The 16,229-nt window shown below is 66.5% G+C and carries 18 protein-coding genes; 7 read left to right on the forward strand and 11 right to left on the reverse strand.

Annotated elements, in window-relative coordinates; translation table 11 throughout:
- Positions 1-17: 17 nt before the first annotated feature.
- The 3 genes from H0B56_RS02345 to H0B56_RS02355 form a co-directional block, all read right to left on the reverse strand.
- Positions 18-869, reverse strand: a complete 852-nt coding sequence (locus tag H0B56_RS02345; protein WP_180891252.1) for a phosphate/phosphite/phosphonate ABC transporter substrate-binding protein — start codon at positions 867-869, stop codon at positions 18-20.
- A 289-nt stretch (positions 870-1,158) separates the two neighbouring features.
- A complete protein-coding gene (locus tag H0B56_RS02350; RefSeq protein ID WP_180891253.1) occupies positions 1,159-1,401 on the reverse strand; it encodes a DUF397 domain-containing protein in 243 nt (80 codons plus the stop codon).
- Positions 1,398-2,267: a helix-turn-helix domain-containing protein gene (locus H0B56_RS02355; RefSeq protein ID WP_180891254.1), complete on the reverse strand. Its 870-nt coding sequence runs from the start codon at positions 2,265-2,267 to the stop codon at positions 1,398-1,400. Before H0B56_RS02355 ends, H0B56_RS02350 begins: the two co-directional genes overlap by 4 nt.
- A 241-nt stretch (positions 2,268-2,508) precedes the next feature.
- On the opposite strand from H0B56_RS02355, the gene H0B56_RS02360 reads away from it, so the two are divergent.
- Positions 2,509-3,000 carry a hypothetical protein gene (locus H0B56_RS02360; RefSeq protein ID WP_246360780.1) on the forward strand — a complete coding sequence of 164 codons (492 nt, stop codon included), beginning with the start codon at positions 2,509-2,511 and terminating at the stop codon, positions 2,998-3,000.
- 9 nt (positions 3,001-3,009) lie between these two features.
- Here H0B56_RS02360 and H0B56_RS02365 read toward each other — a convergent pair whose 3' ends face one another.
- Positions 3,010-3,516, reverse strand: a complete 507-nt coding sequence (locus H0B56_RS02365; RefSeq protein WP_425484481.1) for a nucleoside deaminase — start codon at positions 3,514-3,516, stop codon at positions 3,010-3,012.
- A 111-nt stretch (positions 3,517-3,627) separates the two neighbouring features.
- Here H0B56_RS02365 and H0B56_RS02370 point away from each other — a divergent pair, with 111 nt between their 5' ends.
- The 4 genes from H0B56_RS02370 to argS all read left to right on the forward strand — a co-directional run bounded on the left by H0B56_RS02370 (position 3,628) and on the right by argS (position 8,630).
- Positions 3,628-5,163: a pyridoxal phosphate-dependent decarboxylase family protein gene (locus H0B56_RS02370; protein ID WP_343063719.1), complete on the forward strand. Its 1,536-nt coding sequence runs from the start codon at positions 3,628-3,630 to the stop codon at positions 5,161-5,163.
- On the forward strand, positions 5,160-6,068 hold the full coding sequence (locus H0B56_RS02375) for a methyltransferase (RefSeq protein WP_180891255.1): 909 nt from the start codon (positions 5,160-5,162) through the stop codon (positions 6,066-6,068). The genes H0B56_RS02370 and H0B56_RS02375 overlap by 4 nt, the downstream gene beginning before the upstream one ends.
- 262 nt (positions 6,069-6,330) lie before the next feature.
- Positions 6,331-6,870: a hypothetical protein gene (locus H0B56_RS02380; RefSeq protein ID WP_180891256.1), complete on the forward strand. Its 540-nt coding sequence runs from the start codon at positions 6,331-6,333 to the stop codon at positions 6,868-6,870.
- Between the two features lie 11 nt (positions 6,871-6,881).
- A complete protein-coding gene (argS, locus tag H0B56_RS02385) occupies positions 6,882-8,630 on the forward strand; it encodes an arginine--tRNA ligase (RefSeq protein ID WP_343063720.1) in 1,749 nt (582 codons plus the stop codon).
- Between the two features lie 28 nt (positions 8,631-8,658).
- On the opposite strand, the gene idi is transcribed toward argS, so the two are convergent.
- From idi to H0B56_RS02400, 3 genes are all read right to left on the reverse strand, one after another.
- On the reverse strand, positions 8,659-9,243 hold the full coding sequence (idi, locus tag H0B56_RS02390; RefSeq protein WP_180891258.1) for an isopentenyl-diphosphate Delta-isomerase: 585 nt from the start codon (positions 9,241-9,243) through the stop codon (positions 8,659-8,661).
- Positions 9,244-9,301: 58 nt separating this feature from the next.
- Complete coding sequence (locus H0B56_RS02395) at positions 9,302-9,997, reverse strand: class I SAM-dependent DNA methyltransferase (protein WP_219632095.1); 696 nt, start codon at positions 9,995-9,997, stop codon at positions 9,302-9,304.
- Positions 9,998-10,079: 82 nt separating this feature from the next.
- Entirely contained in the window at positions 10,080-11,519 is a 1,440-nt protein-coding gene (locus H0B56_RS02400) for a sugar porter family MFS transporter (RefSeq protein WP_180891260.1), read from the reverse strand.
- 229 nt (positions 11,520-11,748) lie between these two features.
- Here H0B56_RS02400 and H0B56_RS02405 point away from each other — a divergent pair, with 229 nt between their 5' ends.
- Together H0B56_RS02405 and mug are read left to right on the forward strand one after the other, a co-directional pair.
- Positions 11,749-12,921, forward strand: coding sequence for an ROK family transcriptional regulator (locus H0B56_RS02405; protein ID WP_180891261.1), 1,173 nt, complete (start codon positions 11,749-11,751; stop codon positions 12,919-12,921).
- 61 nt (positions 12,922-12,982) lie between these two features.
- The gene (mug, locus tag H0B56_RS02410; RefSeq protein WP_180891262.1) at positions 12,983-13,543 is read left to right on the forward strand and encodes a G/U mismatch-specific DNA glycosylase; all 561 of its coding nucleotides are present in this window, start codon (positions 12,983-12,985) and stop codon (positions 13,541-13,543) included.
- Here the strand turns inward: mug and H0B56_RS02415 are convergent, their stop codons facing one another.
- The 4 genes from H0B56_RS02415 to H0B56_RS02430 form a co-directional block, all read right to left on the reverse strand.
- Positions 13,544-13,993, reverse strand: coding sequence for a nucleoside deaminase (locus tag H0B56_RS02415; RefSeq protein WP_180891660.1), 450 nt, complete (start codon positions 13,991-13,993; stop codon positions 13,544-13,546).
- A 47-nt stretch (positions 13,994-14,040) separates the two neighbouring features.
- A complete protein-coding gene (locus H0B56_RS02420) occupies positions 14,041-14,913 on the reverse strand; it encodes a Gfo/Idh/MocA family protein (RefSeq protein ID WP_180891263.1) in 873 nt (290 codons plus the stop codon).
- Positions 14,914-15,023: 110 nt separating this feature from the next.
- A complete protein-coding gene (locus tag H0B56_RS02425) occupies positions 15,024-15,884 on the reverse strand; it encodes a 3-hydroxybutyryl-CoA dehydrogenase (RefSeq protein ID WP_180891264.1) in 861 nt (286 codons plus the stop codon).
- Positions 15,885-16,016: 132 nt separating this feature from the next.
- Complete coding sequence (locus tag H0B56_RS02430; RefSeq protein WP_089300516.1) at positions 16,017-16,223, reverse strand: DUF3073 domain-containing protein; 207 nt, start codon at positions 16,221-16,223, stop codon at positions 16,017-16,019.
- Between the last annotated feature and the right edge of the window lie 6 nt (positions 16,224-16,229).

The raw sequence follows: 16,229 nt of genomic DNA on the forward strand, positions 1-16,229 counted from the left end.
TCACCTGGCCGTGATGTTCACGGTCGGTACCCCTCCGCGGTGATCGCCCCGTCGGTGCTGTAGAAGCCTTCGGCATCCACCGACGCGGCGAGCTGCTGGTACCCGCAGGTCCGGCCGTGCCGCCACATCAGCATGTCCTGCAGGTCGAGATGCGGCCTGTCGACGGGGTTCGCGTAGTTCATCGACAGCAGCAGGCCGCGCAGCCGTTCGATGAGCTCGGTCGGTGCCGTCGTGCCGACGGTGAGGTTGCCGAGGTCGTACGGCGCGGTCCGGGTCAGTACCCGCGTGCTCCTCGGCGGGAGCGTGTTCTGCCTGGTGAAGATCAGGTGGTTGAGGTCGATCACGGCGGCGGCGTCGACCGAGCCCGCGAGCAACGCGGCCGCGGCCGCACGCTCCCCCGCGTCGTCGTTCCCGTGCAGGCCGACCCCTTCGTCGAAATGCCGTACCGTGACGTTCTCCCCGGGAACCAGCCCCGACTCCCGCAGGAGCGCGCGGGGAAGGAGGCTTGCCTGCGGCGAGTCGACGGCACCGAGCCCGATGGTGTGCTCGGTCAGGTCGGTGATCTTCTCGTAGGGGGAGTCCCTCCTGACCAGGATGACCGAGGTCAGGTCCTGGTCCGAGTCCCGCATGACCAGTGGCCACGTCGAGCGGCCCGCGGCGTTGGCGAGCCGCTCGGTCCTGATCCATGCCAACGGGGAGTTCCACGCGACGTGCACGTTGCCCGCGACCAGCTCCTCGACCTGGAGCTCGTAGTGCGAGTAGAGCACGAAGTCGACGGGCAGCCCGCGTTCCCTGAGCCAGGTGCGCAGCCCCGACCAGACTGTGACCACCTTGGGATCGTGCGCGACCGCGCCGAGAACCAGCGTCATGTCATCACTCCCTCAGCAGGGCGGGAGATGTACGAGAGCGGGAATCTCGTTCGCGGCACTGCACTATTCTATGGGTAATTGGATAATACACACGGTAACCGTTAACGGTGCGTATGTCCAGAACTACTGTCTGATAACCCGGTCGTGACGGTGCGGCACTGACCCGCGGTCACCGCAGGGCGGCCGGTGGCAGGTCACGCTCACTTCCGAGGGGCCATCGATGCGGTGTGCGTGCGCGGCCATCCAGGGCACGTTTCCGACACGGACAGCCCGTGGACCTCACGCGGCGTCAGGCCTGGGCGAGATCATCGAATTCACCCGCCTGGCATCCTTTGATCCAAGCCGCGATCTCTGCTCGGGTGAACAACACCGTACTCGCTTGTGGGTGGTTGCTGTTGCGTACGGCAATCCTGCCGTCGTTGAGTGCGGCGACTTCCACGCACTGGCCTTGGTCATTGCTGAAGCTGGACTTGCGCCACGTGACGTTGTCCAACTTGTCCGCCGTGATCTGCGTACGCGGTAGGTCGGTCATAGATACTCCTTCGCGACTTCACGAATCATTGTGACCGACTCGTCGGGACGAAGGGCATGGGCACATAAGTGCTCAAAGGCTACGGTGTGCGCCTTGATCTCGGCCGGCTCCTCCAGGTAGAAAGCGCCGGATCGGTGCTCGATGTAGACCACACCGGGGTCGGCCGGCCACGGAAAGTCCAAGATCGTGAACGGTCCCTGCATCCCCGGATGCGCCCCGTGGTGGAACGGAAGAACTTGCAGAGTGATCTTGGCTTGGTCGGCGGCGTCGGCGAGTTGGTTGAGCTGGTCACGCATGATGGCCCGGCTGCCCACCACTCGCCGCAAGGCTGCCTCATCGAGGACGACCCACAACCGGAGCGGATCAGGATCTCGGGTCAGCACAGCGCGGCGTGAGGTGCGGAACTCGACACGGCGGGCAATCTGTTCCTCGGTCAACTCCGCCGTTCCTCGTCGGACGATGGCGTGGGCGTAGTCTTCAGTCTGCAGGACACCGGTGATGAGTTGGGCGTCGTAGATCCGCAACTGTTCCGCGCCCTGTTCCAGACCGATGTACAGCGACAGCCACTCGGGAATTGCGTCGGCGCCGTAGCGTTCCCACCAGCCCTTTTGTCGGGAGCTTTTCGCAGCTTCCAAGTAGGACGGCCAGCGGTCCTCGGGAACTTTGTACAGCGGCAGCAGCACTTCGTCGAGGTCACGCAGCACGACCGGACGTTCCGCGTTTTCGAGGTAGGACACCTTTGTCACGGTGCAACGCAGCGCCTTGGCCACGTCCTTTTGCTCCAGACCTGCTTCCTTTCGAAGTCTGGTCAGTTCGAATGCCAACCAACGGCGCCACACAGTGGGACTCGTCGGCGTGTCCGTCATGCCTTGGCCTCCCATCGCGCGCATCCTGCCGCGTCGTACGGCAGCAGCGTGGTAATGCCCTATCAACTCAGCGTGACGCAAGAGTTCACGCCAAGATCACCCGATCAGTCTATCACGTTTTGGTAAGTAAAAATTTATACTTACCAATAACAACGACGCAATCGGCTACACCACAGCACACATGATCAACGAACCGTAACCCGTCGCAGGTCAGATCCAATGCTTGGGGATGGAGACAATCATGGCCGCAGCAAGGACGTGGATGGACAAGGCGCCGTCCGACGCTGAACACGAGACACAGCCAGCAGCACCGAACGCGGACACTTCGAACGGCCAGGACGTGAATGAGCATCCGCTGGATGCGCTCGTGCCTGACCCGTCGGACAGGCCGCCGCTGTGTGGCGAGCCACGATTCACCGAGATCCTGGAAGGGATGGTCGCCGACGCAGCGCCGCGTGTATTCGCTGTGGTGCAAGAATACGGCGATCGGGTCGACGCTCGGATCGCCGCCTGGGGGATGGCCTTCGAGAGCCACAGTGAAGTCGTCTCAGTCGAACGCGGAATGCGAATGAGCCTACAAACCCCAGAGTGCGCCCGGCGCGGCTTCGCCTGGGGCAGTCACATTCATGCGCGCCTGGTGTGGTTCAACGCCGACGCCATCACGTCCGCCGAGGAAGACGAAGCCCCTGACGTAGCTGGGCCAATGCCGGAACAGAGTTTCGACGAAGGTTGACGTCCAGCTCTAGAACGGTTGAGGCGTATCGAGATAGTCGTTGTACAGCGTGTCCGTCTCGCTTATCAGCACTTCGGGGGTGACCTCGACAAAGTGGTTGAGTCTGCGGTCGCGTACCACGTCCCACAGTGAGCAGATCGCCCCGTCGTATTTGTTCCACGAGCCGATGACCAGGCGCGGCAATCGCGCGAGCACCAGAGCGCCTGCTGACATCGTGTTCGGTTCGAGCGTGGTCACCAAGGTGCAGCCGTCGAGACGCCACGTTCCCAAGGCATTGCCTGCCGCGCGGAGCGCAAGGATCTCCGCGCATGCTGTGGCGTCGTCGGTGCGGGCACGGTCGTTATGGGCGGCGGCGATCTCGTGGCCGTCACGGTCATAGACCACAGCTCCGACCGGAGGATCGTCCGCGCGTTGGCTGGGCAATGTGCGTGCGACCTGTAGCGCGCGGCGCATCCAGGGTTCGTATTCAACGGTCGGTCTGCGTCGCACCTTGGTCATTGTGCCGATGTAGATCACGGACCATTGTTCCAGGGTGCTCGTGGTGCCACCCGTTCGGCGGGAGCGCAGCCGGTCTGCGCTGAGTAAACTTGATCATTTGTACTTGGTACGTAAACGATGGGGGTTGGTGTGGATTCTGGCCTTGGCGACGACACGGGGGCCAGCGACGCGAGTGACTTCTTCGAGGATACGGCGGGTTTTCTGCACCGAGTGATCGATCTCGGTCTACGCTTCAAGGCCCAATCGGACATCTTCAGTGACCGGATGCCGCCTGAGAAGATCCGCGATGTACTGGTGTCGGAACTTCCGGACGCGCCGAGTGGTCTGGATGCCGTTCTGTCGATGTTTGCACAGACGGTCCTACCGCTGTGTAAGAACGAAGCAAGCCCGCACTTCGTTGGGTTCGGAGACACCGGCGATGATCCGGCCGCACTCGCGGGCGGATTGCTGGCGCTGCTTACACAACAGAACCTGATCAATCAGAGCTTCGATGCACCGAGTGCGACGTTTGTCGAAATGGTCGTGTTGCGCTGGTTGCGCGACCTGTTGGGCTACCACAATGCTCCGGTATCGAACATCCAAACGGTCTGGGATGTCGGCGGTGTGATTACGCATGGTGGTACGACCAGCAATGCGGTGGCGATGATGCTCGCTCGCGAGCACAAGGCACCCGGCACTATGCACGTGGGTGTAGTGAATCCGAACCAGTTCGGGATCATCGTGCCGCGGGGGATCGGGCACTACAGCGTCAAGAGCGCACTGACCTGGATCGGGGTGGGCGACCAAGCCATCGAGGTCGATACCCACGCCTTCCGCTACGACCTCACGGCCTTGGAGCGAGCGCTGCACGAACATCGCGATCAGGTCATGTCCGTGGTCGCTTACGCAGGGGACAGCCGCACTCAGACCGTCGAGCACCTGCGTCGTGTCTATGAGATCGTTAGCACTGCCGATCCGCGAATCTGGCTTCACGTGGATGCCTGTTGGGGCCTGGTGGCGGCCTTCAGCGACAAGTTTCGCTATCTCCTTGACGGGATAACCGAATTCGACAGCGTGACTGTCGACCCCCACAAGGTCATGGCCGTGCCCTACAGCTTGAGCGCTCTGGTGGTCAGGCAACCCGCCAGCCTGCGCACGGTGTCGAGCTATTCGGACCTGATCATGCAGGAAGATTACGCCTTCGGGCAGGTTACTCCGTTCATCGGCACCAAGGGATGGTTGTCGTTGAAGCTGTGGATGATGATGCTATCCCACGGCCGCGCCGGACTTGCTGCACTGGCCGAGCATCGTGTGAGCAAGGCTCGGCGATTCGCTGCCTTACTGGACGAACATCCGCACATGCTGCGTATGCACGATCCCGACCTGTCGGCGGTCGCATTCGTGTACCTGCCAAGCAACGTGCGGCCCGAATCGACGGTGACCGAGCTGGAAATTGACTGGATCAACACTGTGAACCAGGGCATTCACGACCGGATGCTTGCAGAAGGAAGCTGGTATCTCCATCAGTTCAGCCTTCCCGACGATCACGGAAGGCTGCGGGCGGGGGCTACGCTCTATCCCTTCCGGTTCATGGCCAACAATCCGCGTACCGGAGAACATCACATGGCCGAAGTGATCGACTACGTGACCAAACTCGGCGGAAACCTCGAAGGAGAACTTCGGTGACTGATGTCAAGCAGTTTCGCTCGGTCTACGAAACCGGCGGCGTGTATGACCGTCGCTTGCTGGCCCACTACTACAACGGACGCGACGATCTCGACCTGATCAGCGCGTTGTTGACCGCCCACTACGGTCAGCCCGCGGGTGGCCTCAATGTTGTTGAATTCGGTTGCGGTACAGGACGCGCCACTGCTCGACTCGCGCCCTACGCGAGGCACTTGACCGTCTCTGACTCCAGCCCAATCATGATCGACGCCGTAGGCGAACGAAACGCGCAAGCCCGAACGATCTGTGCGAATACACGTGATGTTGTGGCGGAGTTGCTCGCCGACGGTCGCGCAGGCTCGTTTGATCTTGTCGGTGCGTTCTGGTCGCTGAGCTATCCGCTCGGCGAGTATTTCGAAACCATGACCGCAGAGGGCATTCAACCGGCCACTGACGTTGCCGCCGCGCGCCGACACGCCAGTACCTTCGTTCGCGATATGACGCGTTTGCTTGCCCCCGGAGGGCACCTGCTTGCGCTGTTCTTCGACTCCGACACCCCTGAACAGCAGTTAGTCACGCGCTTGTGGGAACGGATCGCGTCGTTTCCCGAGGAAGGCCGCAGCTACACGCGCAACGTCCTGCTGGCCGCACTTCGGGAAGCCGAGGGCGCCGGGGACGGGACTCTGGCCCACACGCGCCGTAGCGGCACCGCGTTCGCACCGGATATCGACTCCGCGATCGCTTGGTTCAACGTTGTCCACCTCAAGAGCTTTCCCGCGTTGGTCAACGACCCCACCGTGCAGGAGGAGATTCGTAGTTTTGTCCGTCGCTACGAGCACCCCTCGGGAGAAGTCACGTTGCCGAGCGGCGTCCACGTGATCGATTTCCACGCCACCCGCCACCCAGCACACCACTTGCCGAGGTAGTGCGTGGAGACCATTCAGGGCGCCGCGTTCGCCGCGGCCAGCGCGATACGCAGCAGGTTTGTCGGGGGCGCCGGGTACGGGCTGGCGTATGGATCACACCCCGCCGGTACAGGGACACAGCGATCAGATCTCGATATTGTCTTGATCGGCACAGCCTCTACCAGACGACGAGCTGTATCGACTCGTTGACGCCGTATGTTACCTCCACCGTGTATGCGGCTTCGACCTAGACACCGAAGTCGACTACGCGGTCAAGGTGCACGTGAGCTTTGCCGATGTTGACTCAGCGGTACGTCTGCAATGCTTCGACATTGACAGCCGTGGATGTATCACTGTGTCGCCGGTAATCGTCGAGCCATGGTTTCTCAACTCCCGCACCTTCGCCCACCGTCTCCTACTGAACGCGCTGACCAGTCCGCATGTGTTTCTCGGCGGCGATGCCGTCACCTATGAACGCCATCGCAAGCGTGCCGAACACGCGCTGGCAGTGCTGGCGGTGGCTCTGCTTGGCGGCGTGAACAGTTTCACGCTCGAGGAGGCCGTCGCCGCTGTCACGCACGGCCCTGAGCAGGCCAGCGGCGAAGACTTCCTGGGCTATATAGGCAGCCGGCACCTGTATACGATTCTGCTTCGTGGCCTGTCCCGGCTCGCACGCCACGGCATCCTCCGCCGCCCCGGCCGTACCCGGTTCGAGCTTGATCACGCCGCGTTCGAAGCTGTGATCCGGCTGCTTCGGCCTGCGCGCGGGCCGGGTGCTCCCGCCTGGGATAATGCTCGCCGAGAAGGAGGGTTTACTCAGTGACGAACCATGAGGTGCTGCCGCTGCTCGGCCAGGTCGCCGACAGCGTATCCCGGGCGATCGCCCACGTTCACCCCGAGTTGGCTGGAGCCGATCCGGTCGTCCGCCGATCCGAGCATGCTGACTTCCAGTCGAACGCAGCCCTCGCCCTGGCCAAACGCGCGCGCACCAAGCCACCCGAACTAGCCCAAGCTCTCACTGCGGCTTTGGCCGATGACCGCGGTCCGGCCACGCACGTCGAGGTATCCGGACCGGGCTTTGTCAACATCACGGTGCCGGATCAGCTCCTCTGGAACCAGGTCGCGGCTCGCCTGGCCAACTCGCGCCTCGGCATGGGAACGCCCAACGAGGGGCAGCGGACCGTCATCGACTACTCCGCACCCAACATCGCCAAGGAGATGCACGTCGGGCACCTACGCACCACGATCATCGGCGACAGCCTCGCCCGGGTGCTCGGTTTCCTCGGCTCCGAGGTGATCCGGCAGAACCACCTCGGCGACTGGGGCACCCAGTTCGGGATGCTCATCCAATACCTCGATGAGCATCCCGAACTCACCTGGCACCACGACGAGCTGGAACGAGGCGCTTCGGCGGTCTCAGCGCTGGACGAGCTGTACAAGACCGCCCGCGCCGCCTTCGACGACGACCTCGAGTTTGCCGACCGCTCCCGCGACCGCGTGGTCGCCCTGCAATCCGGCGACCCCGACACGATCGCGCGCTGGAAGGAGATCGTCAGCGAGTCCGAAAAGGCCTTCCGCGATATCTACGACCGACTCGGCGTGCTACTCACGCCCGAGGACTCGGTGGGCGAGTCGTTCTACAACCACCTTCTCACTGACGTGATTACTGAACTGACCGAGGCCGGGATCGCGGTCGAGAGCGAAGGCGCATTGGTGATCTTCTCCGAGGAAGTCACCGGACCGGACGGCAATCCTGCGCCCCTGATGGTGCGCAAGCGCGAGGGCGGCTATGGCTACGACACCACGGATCTGGCTACGATCCGCTACCGCATCCACGACCTCAAAGCTAACCGTCTGCTGTATGTCACCGACTCACGCCAGGCGCTGCACTTCCAGATGATCTTCGAGGCAGCACGCCGCGCTGGCTGGCTCACTGACGGCATCGAAGCAGCGCACGTGCCCTATGGCACGGTCCTCGGCCCTGACGGGCGCCCGTTCAAGACTCGCTCTGGCGGCACCGTGCGGCTGATGGACCTGCTCGATGACGCCGTATCCCGTGCCCGCGCCGTCGTCAGCGAGAAGAACCCTGATCTTGCCGCTGACGCGTTGGATCAGATCGCCGAGCAAGCGGGCATCGGCGCGGTCAAGTACGCCGACCTGTCCTCCTCACGGGTCAAGGACTACGTGTTCGACGTCGAGCGCATGGTCTCCTTTAACGGCAACACCGGGGTCTACCTCCAGTACGCTCATACCCGCATCCGCTCGATCCTGCGCAAGGCGGGAGACCCCGAGGCGTCGATCGATCCCACGATCGAACTCCAACCGGCCGAACGGGCGTTGGCCCTCGAGCTCGACGCGTACAGCACGGCACTGAGCGAGGTCAGCAGTACGTTGGAACCCCTCAAGCTGTGCGGGTACCTTTACGACCTCGCTCGCGACTTCACCACCTTCTACGAAGCCTGCCCCGTGCTCAGCGCCGATGAACCCGTTCGCAGCAACCGCCTGGCGCTGTGCCAGCTCACCGCGCGCACGCTCCAGCACGGGCTCGACCTGCTTGGCATCAGTGCCCCGGAACGCATGTAGCCCGGACGGTTCCGCTGGTGACCCGCGGTCACCGCAGGGCGGCTGGGGGCAGGTCACGCTCACTTCCGAGGGGCCACCGATGCGGGTGCAGGCCGAGCCCCGTGAGCTCGTCGACCTGCAGGCGGCACCACGGTGACACGTCCTGCCTGCCGCCGAGCACGTCGGAGACGAGGCTGGTCCAGTCGACCCAGGCGACCTCGGCGACCTCGGCCGGGTCGGGCGCGGGAACCGCGCCGGTGCGCGCGCGAAAGACGGGGCAGATCTCGTTCTCGACCAGCCCGGAGGCCATGACGGCCCGGTAGCGGAATCCGGGCAGGATCAGCTCGGGTGGTTCGATGGTCAGACCGAGCTCCTGCCACAGTCGCCGGGTGACCGCGTCGCCGAGGGACTCGCCCGGCTCCGGATGGCCACAGCAGCTGTTGGTCCACACCCCCGGCCAGGTGAGCTTGTCGTCCGCGCGCCTGGTGAGCAGGAACCGTCCGCGCGTGTCGAAGACGTAGCAGGAGAACGCCAGGTGTAGCGGGGTGTCCGTGCTGTGCACCTCGGCCTTGTCCGCGGTGCCCGCGCGGTTGCCCTGCTCGTCGAGCAGGACGACGCGTTCTTCTTCCGGCACCCGGGCTCCTCTTCACTCCGCGCAGGGCCTCGAGCCTACCGTGCCGGGTATCCGTGCCTCACGGCTTGCGCCACACCGTGGCGACCGAGATCGGGTGGTTCCGGAACCGCTTCCATTGGGGTTTGACGGCGAGCCACTGCTCGTCGATGACCCCCTCGCGCATCTCGGCCAGCCGCCAGCCCGCCTCCAGCGCGGCGGTGACGTGGTCGCTGATCAGGTGCACCGTGGTGCTGATGGCGGTCGGCTCGCCGTCCGGTGGCGTGTAGTGCGTCGGCATACCCGCGTGCATGATGAAGTGCGGGTGGTAGCCGACGAGCACGAACGCGCCACCGGACACGGCGAGCCGCCACGCCTCCCCGTACAGCGGGGCCAGGTCGGCGAGGTGCTCGTCGACAAGGGACGCGACGACAAGGTCGTAGGCCCCTCCTGCGAGGCCGGTGTCCCGGACGTCGGCCTCACCGAGGTAGTCGTGCGCGCCGCGGAGACGGGCGCGGTCGAGCATCTCCGGGGTGAGGTCCACCCCGTCCACGGCCGCGGCACCGCGTTCCCGCAGCCACGCTCCGGTACGTCCGGTGCCGCAGCCGAGGTCGGCCACGCGCCGCGCCCGCTCCCAGGACGGTTCGGTGAGCAGCTCCAGCAGCCCGATGTCCATCACGTCCTCGACGGACCGCTCGTAGGTGCGGACCCATTCGCCGTAGCCGGAGCGCACGTCGACCGTCCGGTACCCGCGCGCGTCGAAGTCACTGAACAACATCACGGCGCATTATCTGCCGTGCTGGGCGATGCGGCCAGCCATTTTCGTTCCGGGTGGGTCGCCGTCCGGGGCCGGTGGCCGCCTACCGGGCGGCCTCTGTGGTGCTGCTCTCCGGCATCTCCTCGAGCTCCTTGCCCTTCGTCTCCGAGATCGCCTTGGCGACGAACACGATGCTCAGGCCCGCGCACGTGGCGTAGATCCCGTAGGCCAGACCGAGGCCCACGTCGCTGAGCACCGGGAACGTGGTGGAGACCGCGAAGTTCGCCAACCACTGGGCCGCGGCCGCGACGGCGATGGCGGCCGCCCTGATCCGGTTGCTGAACATCTCGCCGAGCAGGATCCACACGACCGGGCCCCAGCTGGCGCCGAAGCAGACGACGAAGACGTTGGCGGCGATCAGGGCCGCGGGACCGGCCACCGGCCCGAGCTGCGGTTCGTCGTCGACGATCGGCGCGTTGCCGAACAGCAGGGCCATCACCGTCAGGGCGGCGAACATGCCGACGGAGCCGGACAGCAGCAACGGCTTGCGGCCGACCTTGTCCACCGTCGCGATCGCGATGAACGTGACGGCGATGTTGGTGATGGAGGTGATCATGGTGATCAGGAACGAGTCGGACTCGCTGAAGCCGACCGACTGCCACAGCACCGTCGAGTAGTAGAAGATCACGTTGATACCGACCAGCTGCTGGAACAGCGACAGGCCGATACCGGCCCAGACGATCGGCAGCAGGCCGAGCCGGGGGCCGAGCAGGTCGGCCAGCCGTGGCGTGCGCACCGAGCGCAGCGTCTCGCGGATCTCGTCGAGGCGTTCCTCGGTGTCGCCACCGACGAAGCGGTCCAGCACCGCACGTGCCTCGGTGAGGCGCTCCTTGAGCACCAGGTAGCGCGGGGACTCGGGGATACGCGACGCGAGGACACCGTAGGCGACGGCAGGCACGAGCTCGGCGAGGAACATCCAGCGCCAGGCGTCCGCGCCGAGCCACAACGGCTCGGTGGCACCGCCGGCGCCGGTGGCGATCAGGTAGTTGGACAGCAGGGCGACGAAGATGCCGATCACGATGGCCAGCTGCTGCAGCGAGCCGAGCCTGCCGCGGATGCCGGCCGGAGCGATCTCGGCGATGTAGGCCGGCGCGATCACCGAGGCCGCACCCACGGCGAGGCCACCGACCACGCGCCACGCGGTCAGGCTCCAGATGTCCAGCGCCGCGGCGGAGCCGATCGCGCTGACACTGAACAGCAGGCTGGCCATCAGCATCACGCGGATCCGCCCGTAGCGGTTGGCGAGCGGCCCGGCGAACCACGCGCCGGCCGCGCAACCGAGCAGTGCCGAGGCGACCGAGAAACCCAGCAGCAGGGAGCCGGGGCCGAAGGTCGTCTCGATGGCACCGACCGCACCGTTAATGACAGCGGTGTCGAAACCGAAGAGGAAGCCTCCGAGTGCGGCGACCCCGGCCACGAGGGCTGTGTGGAGGGTTCTCGGCCCGGAAGGGTGGCGTCCCTTCGCGGTGGCGTCCGTGCTCATGCCGCACACCTCCGGCCGGGTTCTCGCTCTCCGTTGACCACGTCGGCGACCTCCTTGGCTCCCGTGTTCCAGCGTGCCGTTCCGGTGCGGGCACCCCCGGGGTGAGCGCGTGTCCCGCACATTCCGAGCCGTTAACCTAGAAGGGTCATTTGATCGTGTCAATATCTAATTCCTCGGAGAGGTTCCGGATAATTAGTACACAATCAGTATTAATTGATAGGCTGGGATCATGCGAACCCGGCACGGCAGCTCCCTGGAGGACCTGCGTCGCTTCAACCGCGGCACGATCCTCGACGCGCTCGCGACCTCGGGTGCGCTGAGCCGCGCGGACCTGGCGCGGGTGACGGGCGTGTCCCGGGCCACGGTCTCCAGCCTGGTGCACGACATGCTCACCGACGGGCTCGTGGTCGAGGAACGTGGCAAGGGGACGCCGCACAAGGGGGGAAGCGGCAGGCCGCCGATCCTGCTGCGGCTGGCGACGCCTCCCGGTGTCGTCGTCGGGGTCGATCTCGGGCACCGGCACATCCGTGTCGCGGTGGCCGAGCGCACGTCGGTGATCCGGGCCGAACGCACCATCGCCTTCGACGTGGACCACGATGCCGCCGGGGCCCTGGACGCCGCCGCCCGGCTCACCGAGCAGGCGCTCGCGGAGGCGGGCCAGGACCTCGGGGGTGTGGCCGGGGTCGGGATGGGCGTACCCGGTCCGGTCGACTGGCGTTCCGGCAGGATCACGTCGGCGGTGCTGCCCAGCTGGCGGGGCCTGTCGCCCGGCGCCGAGCTGGAGCGCCGCCTCGGCCATCCCGTCTCGGTGGACAACGACGCCTACGCGGGCGCGCTCGGCGAGCTGAGCTACGGGGCCGCGCGGGGGTTCGATGACGTGATCTACGTGAAGGCGGCCGGGGGTGTGGGTGCCGGGCTGGTACTCGGTGGCAGGCTGCACAGGGGAACATCGGGTATCGCCGGTGAGGTCGGTCATGTGCAGGTGCACGCGGACGGCCCTGTGTGCCGTTGCGGGAGCCGCGGATGCCTGGAGACCCAGGTCTCGGCACCGAAGCTGATCCAGCTGCTGCAACCGGCGCACGAGGAGGAGCTGACCGTGGCGCGCATGCTGGAGCTGGGGCGGCAGGGTGACGCGGGGGCCAACCGCGTGCTCGACGACGCGGGGCGCACCATCGGCCGCGTCCTCGCGGACCTGTGCAACAGCCTCAACCCCGCGGCCGTGGTCGTCGGCGGCGACATCGGGCCCTCGCCCGCGCTGGTCAGCGGGATCCGCGACTCGGTCGACCGCTACGCCCAGCCGGATGCCGCCGCCGCGCTCCGGGTCACCGCGGGGGAGCTGGGTGACCGCGCCGAGGTCATGGGTGCGCTCGCGCTGGCCTTGAACGTCAGCGCCGCCGCGTGAGTCGCACCGGGCATGTCCTCCCCGGCGGAGGGCGCGTCGCAGGCGCGGCTAGCGTGTGGCCATGACCCGGCCGACTCGCGAGGACCTGGAAGCCGCCCGCGACAAGACCATTCCCGACGTGATCGCTGCCGATCTCGATGTGCTCTTCTGCGGGATCAACCCCGGGCTGTATTCGGGAGCGACCGGGTTCCACTTCGCGAGGCCGGGCAACCGGTTCTGGCCCGCGTTGCACCAGGCGGGTTTCACGCCACGACAGCTCCGTCCAGCTGAGCAGGACGAGCTGCTCAGCCATGGCGTCGGCATCACCAACCTCGTCGCACGCACGACCGCGCTGGCCGATGAGCTCCGCGAGGACGAGCTCCGCGACGGAGCCGAGCGCCTCGCGCGGCTGGCGGGGCAGTACCGCCCGCTGGCAGTCGCCGTCGTCGGGATCAGTGCGTATCGCGTGGCCTTCGCGCGGCCGAAGGCACGGGTCGGCAGGCAACCACACGACCTCGACGGCGCGGCGCTGTGGGCGCTGCCGAACCCGAGCGGTCTCAACGCGCACTACCAGCTGCCCGCTCTCGCCGCGGAGTTCCGCGCGATCAGGCAGGCCGGTGCCACCGGGGAACGGTCCCGGTGATCAGCCATCGCCCGCCCCGACGTCCTCGTCCCAGACACCGGGGAACCGCTCGATGAACTCCCGCATCAGGCCGGCGCACTCGGCGTCGTCGAGTACGCGCACGTCGACGCCGTTGCGGGCGAGCAGGTCCTCTGTGGCCTCGAACGTCCGGTGCTCACCGATGACCACGCGGGGAATCCGGTACAGCAGCACCGCTCCGGCACACAGGTGACACGGCGACAGCGTGGTGTACAGGGTGGACCGCCGGTACACCGGCGGGGGAAGGCGACCGGCGTTCTCCAGGCAGTCGGTCTCGCCGTGCCGGATCACGCTGCCCCACTGCACGCGCCGGTTGCGCCCCACACCGAGCACGGAACCGTCCGCGACGAGGGCAGCGCCCACCGGGACCCCGCCCTCCGACAGGCCGGTGCGCGCCTGCTCGATCGCCAGGTTCATGAACTCCTCGTGCATCTCCACACCACGACCTCCTGACCGCTCGGTTCCGCGCATCGGACCGGTTACCGGTGCGCGCGCCGGCCCGCCGCGGCCAGGATGCGCTGCAGGTGCAGGCCGCGCCGGACATCGCAGGGGTGCTCGTGCTTGCCAGCGAGCACGTGCTCGACGAACTCGCCGAGCAGTGCCGCGTACGCAGCCGCGGGATTCTCGGGCTTGCCCGAGACGGTGCGGTAACCGTGCCGGCCGTAGGCCGCGCATTCCAGCACCGTCGGCCGCATCGGCAGGGACAGCGACAGGGTCGCCGTGCTGGTGGCTCCGCAGGCGTGGGCGAGAAGCAGGTTCCACAGGTCGGGTTCGGTGTGCTCGGCGGCGAGCACCGAGGTAATCTCGCCGATGCCGGCGTCCAGCAGGTCGAGCGCGTGCGGTCCGATATCCGCGAGCGCGCCCCCCTCATGCCGCCACGGGGAGCCGTGCCCGCTCAGCAACGCGCCGGACAGCCAGCGCAGGCTCGCGCCTGCCCAGCCGTCGTGCGCGGCGAGCGAGTCCAGCCAGTCCCTGGTGCGCGACCAGTAGCGCAGCGTCAGCACCATGACGGTCGTGACCCCGGCCGCGGCGTCTGCCAGCCGCTCGGCCGCGCCGACATCGCCTGCCAGCGGCTTCTCCAGGATGAGGTGCTTGCCAGCGCGGGCGGCGCGGAGGGCCAGCTCCGCTTGCACGGAAGGGGGGACGGCGAAGGCGACCGCGTCGCACCGCGCGAGTAGCTCGTCGACGGAGTCGCAGACCCGCGCGCCGGTGCCGGCCGCGAGCGCGGACGCCGCGTCCGGCCTGCGCGACCAGACCGCGGCCAGCGAGGTCCCCGGGTGCCGGGCCAGCCCGGGGGCGTGCACCGCGCTCGCCCACGGTCCCGCTCCGATCAGCCCGACACGGACAGCCATACCCCCATCCTGCCGCACCCCGTGCGGCGAGCGTGGAGGAGCCGAAGGTGGCACCCGGCTCCCTCTATGGAACGGAGGTCACCTTCGGCGCCCGCCTGCGCCGGGGTGGGTCAGCTGTATTCGTAGAAGCCGCGGCCGGACTTCTTACCGAGCAGGCCCGCGTCGACCATGCGAAGCAGCAGCGGCGGCGCCGAGTACAGCGGCTCCTTGAACTCGTCGTACATCGACTCGGTGATCGACTTGATCGTGTCCAGCCCGACGAGGTCGGCCAGCCGCAACGGACCCATCGGGTGCGCGGTGCCCAGCTCCATGCCGTGATCGATGTCCTCCGCGGAGGCGAAGCCCGACTCGAACATCCGGATCGCCGACAGCAGGTACGGCACGAGCAGGGCGTTGACGATGAACCCTGCCCTGTCCTTCGAGCGGATCACGGTCTTGTTCAGCGTGTCGGCGACGTAGCTGCGGGTGCGCTCGACCACCTTCTCGTCGGTGAGCAAGGACGGCACTAGCTCGACGAGCGGCAGCACGGGAACCGGGTTGAAGAAGTGCACCCCGACCACGTGCTCGGCGCGGTTGGTCGCCATGCCGAGTTTCATGATCGGGATGGACGACGTGTTCGAGGCAAGGATGGCGTCGGGCTTGTCCACGACGGCGTCCAGCTGACCGAACAGGTCGACCTTGGCGGCCTCCTGCTCCACGATGGCCTCGACCACGAAGTCGGACTCGGCCAGCGCGCGCAGCTCCGTGGTGTAGCTCAGCCGGTCCTGCGCCTGACGTGCATCGTCCTCGCTGAGCTTGCCGCTGCGTACGGCACGCTGTAGGGACTTGTCGATGCGTGCCCGGCCTGCCTCCAGCGCCGACTCGTCCGTCTCCCGGACCGTGACGTGGCGACCGGCCCGTGCGTTGACCTCCGCGATCCCCGAGCCCATGAGCCCGGCACCCACGACGCCCACTCGTTCAATCTCGGACACAGCTCACTCCTTCACAGCTTGCCCTGCCTGCTTCGCGCACAACGAATACCCGAAAGGGTGCGACCCGCGTACACACCACGAGCGCGAGAGTACGCCCCGGTCATCGGGACGACTCCCGCGCTCGTGACGCGTTCAGCTACGGTGCCCGTCCTCACCCTCGTACGGGTCGTACGAGTCGTAAGGGTCGTACGGGTCGTGGTACTGATCTTCGTTGTGGCCTTGGCCAGGCGACTTACCCGCCAACTCGCGCTCAAGGGCGTTTAAGTCTGTGGGGGGAGTGCGGTACTTGAGCTCCCGGGCCACTTTCGCCTGCTTGGCCTTAGCTCGGCCGCGCCCCATGGCTCG

Origin of the sequence: Haloechinothrix aidingensis (assembly GCF_013450155.1) — a bacterium.
GTDB classification, from domain to species: domain Bacteria; phylum Actinomycetota; class Actinomycetes; order Mycobacteriales; family Pseudonocardiaceae; genus Haloechinothrix; species Haloechinothrix aidingensis.

What these genes read in the sequence shown, in the direction of transcription:
- H0B56_RS02345 (WP_180891252.1), bottom strand. Translation starts at nt 869, where the DNA reads ATGACGCTGGTTCTCGGCGCGGTCGCGCACGATCCCAAGGTGGTCACA.
- H0B56_RS02350 (WP_180891253.1), bottom strand. Translation starts at nt 1,401, where the DNA reads ATGACCGACCTACCGCGTACGCAGATCACGGCGGACAAGTTGGACAAC.
- H0B56_RS02355 (WP_180891254.1), bottom strand. Translation starts at nt 2,267, where the DNA reads ATGACGGACACGCCGACGAGTCCCACTGTGTGGCGCCGTTGGTTGGCA.
- H0B56_RS02360 (WP_246360780.1), top strand. Translation starts at nt 2,509, where the DNA reads ATGGCCGCAGCAAGGACGTGGATGGACAAGGCGCCGTCCGACGCTGAA.
- H0B56_RS02395 (WP_219632095.1), bottom strand. Translation starts at nt 9,997, where the DNA reads ATGTTGTTCAGTGACTTCGACGCGCGCGGGTACCGGACGGTCGACGTG.
- H0B56_RS02400 (WP_180891260.1), bottom strand. Translation starts at nt 11,519, where the DNA reads ATGAGCACGGACGCCACCGCGAAGGGACGCCACCCTTCCGGGCCGAGA.
- H0B56_RS02405 (WP_180891261.1), top strand. Translation starts at nt 11,749, where the DNA reads ATGCGAACCCGGCACGGCAGCTCCCTGGAGGACCTGCGTCGCTTCAAC.
- mug (WP_180891262.1), top strand. Translation starts at nt 12,983, where the DNA reads ATGACCCGGCCGACTCGCGAGGACCTGGAAGCCGCCCGCGACAAGACC.
- H0B56_RS02415 (WP_180891660.1), bottom strand. Translation starts at nt 13,993, where the DNA reads ATGCACGAGGAGTTCATGAACCTGGCGATCGAGCAGGCGCGCACCGGC.
- H0B56_RS02420 (WP_180891263.1), bottom strand. Translation starts at nt 14,913, where the DNA reads ATGGCTGTCCGTGTCGGGCTGATCGGAGCGGGACCGTGGGCGAGCGCG.
- H0B56_RS02430 (WP_089300516.1), bottom strand. Translation starts at nt 16,223, where the DNA reads ATGGGGCGCGGCCGAGCTAAGGCCAAGCAGGCGAAAGTGGCCCGGGAG.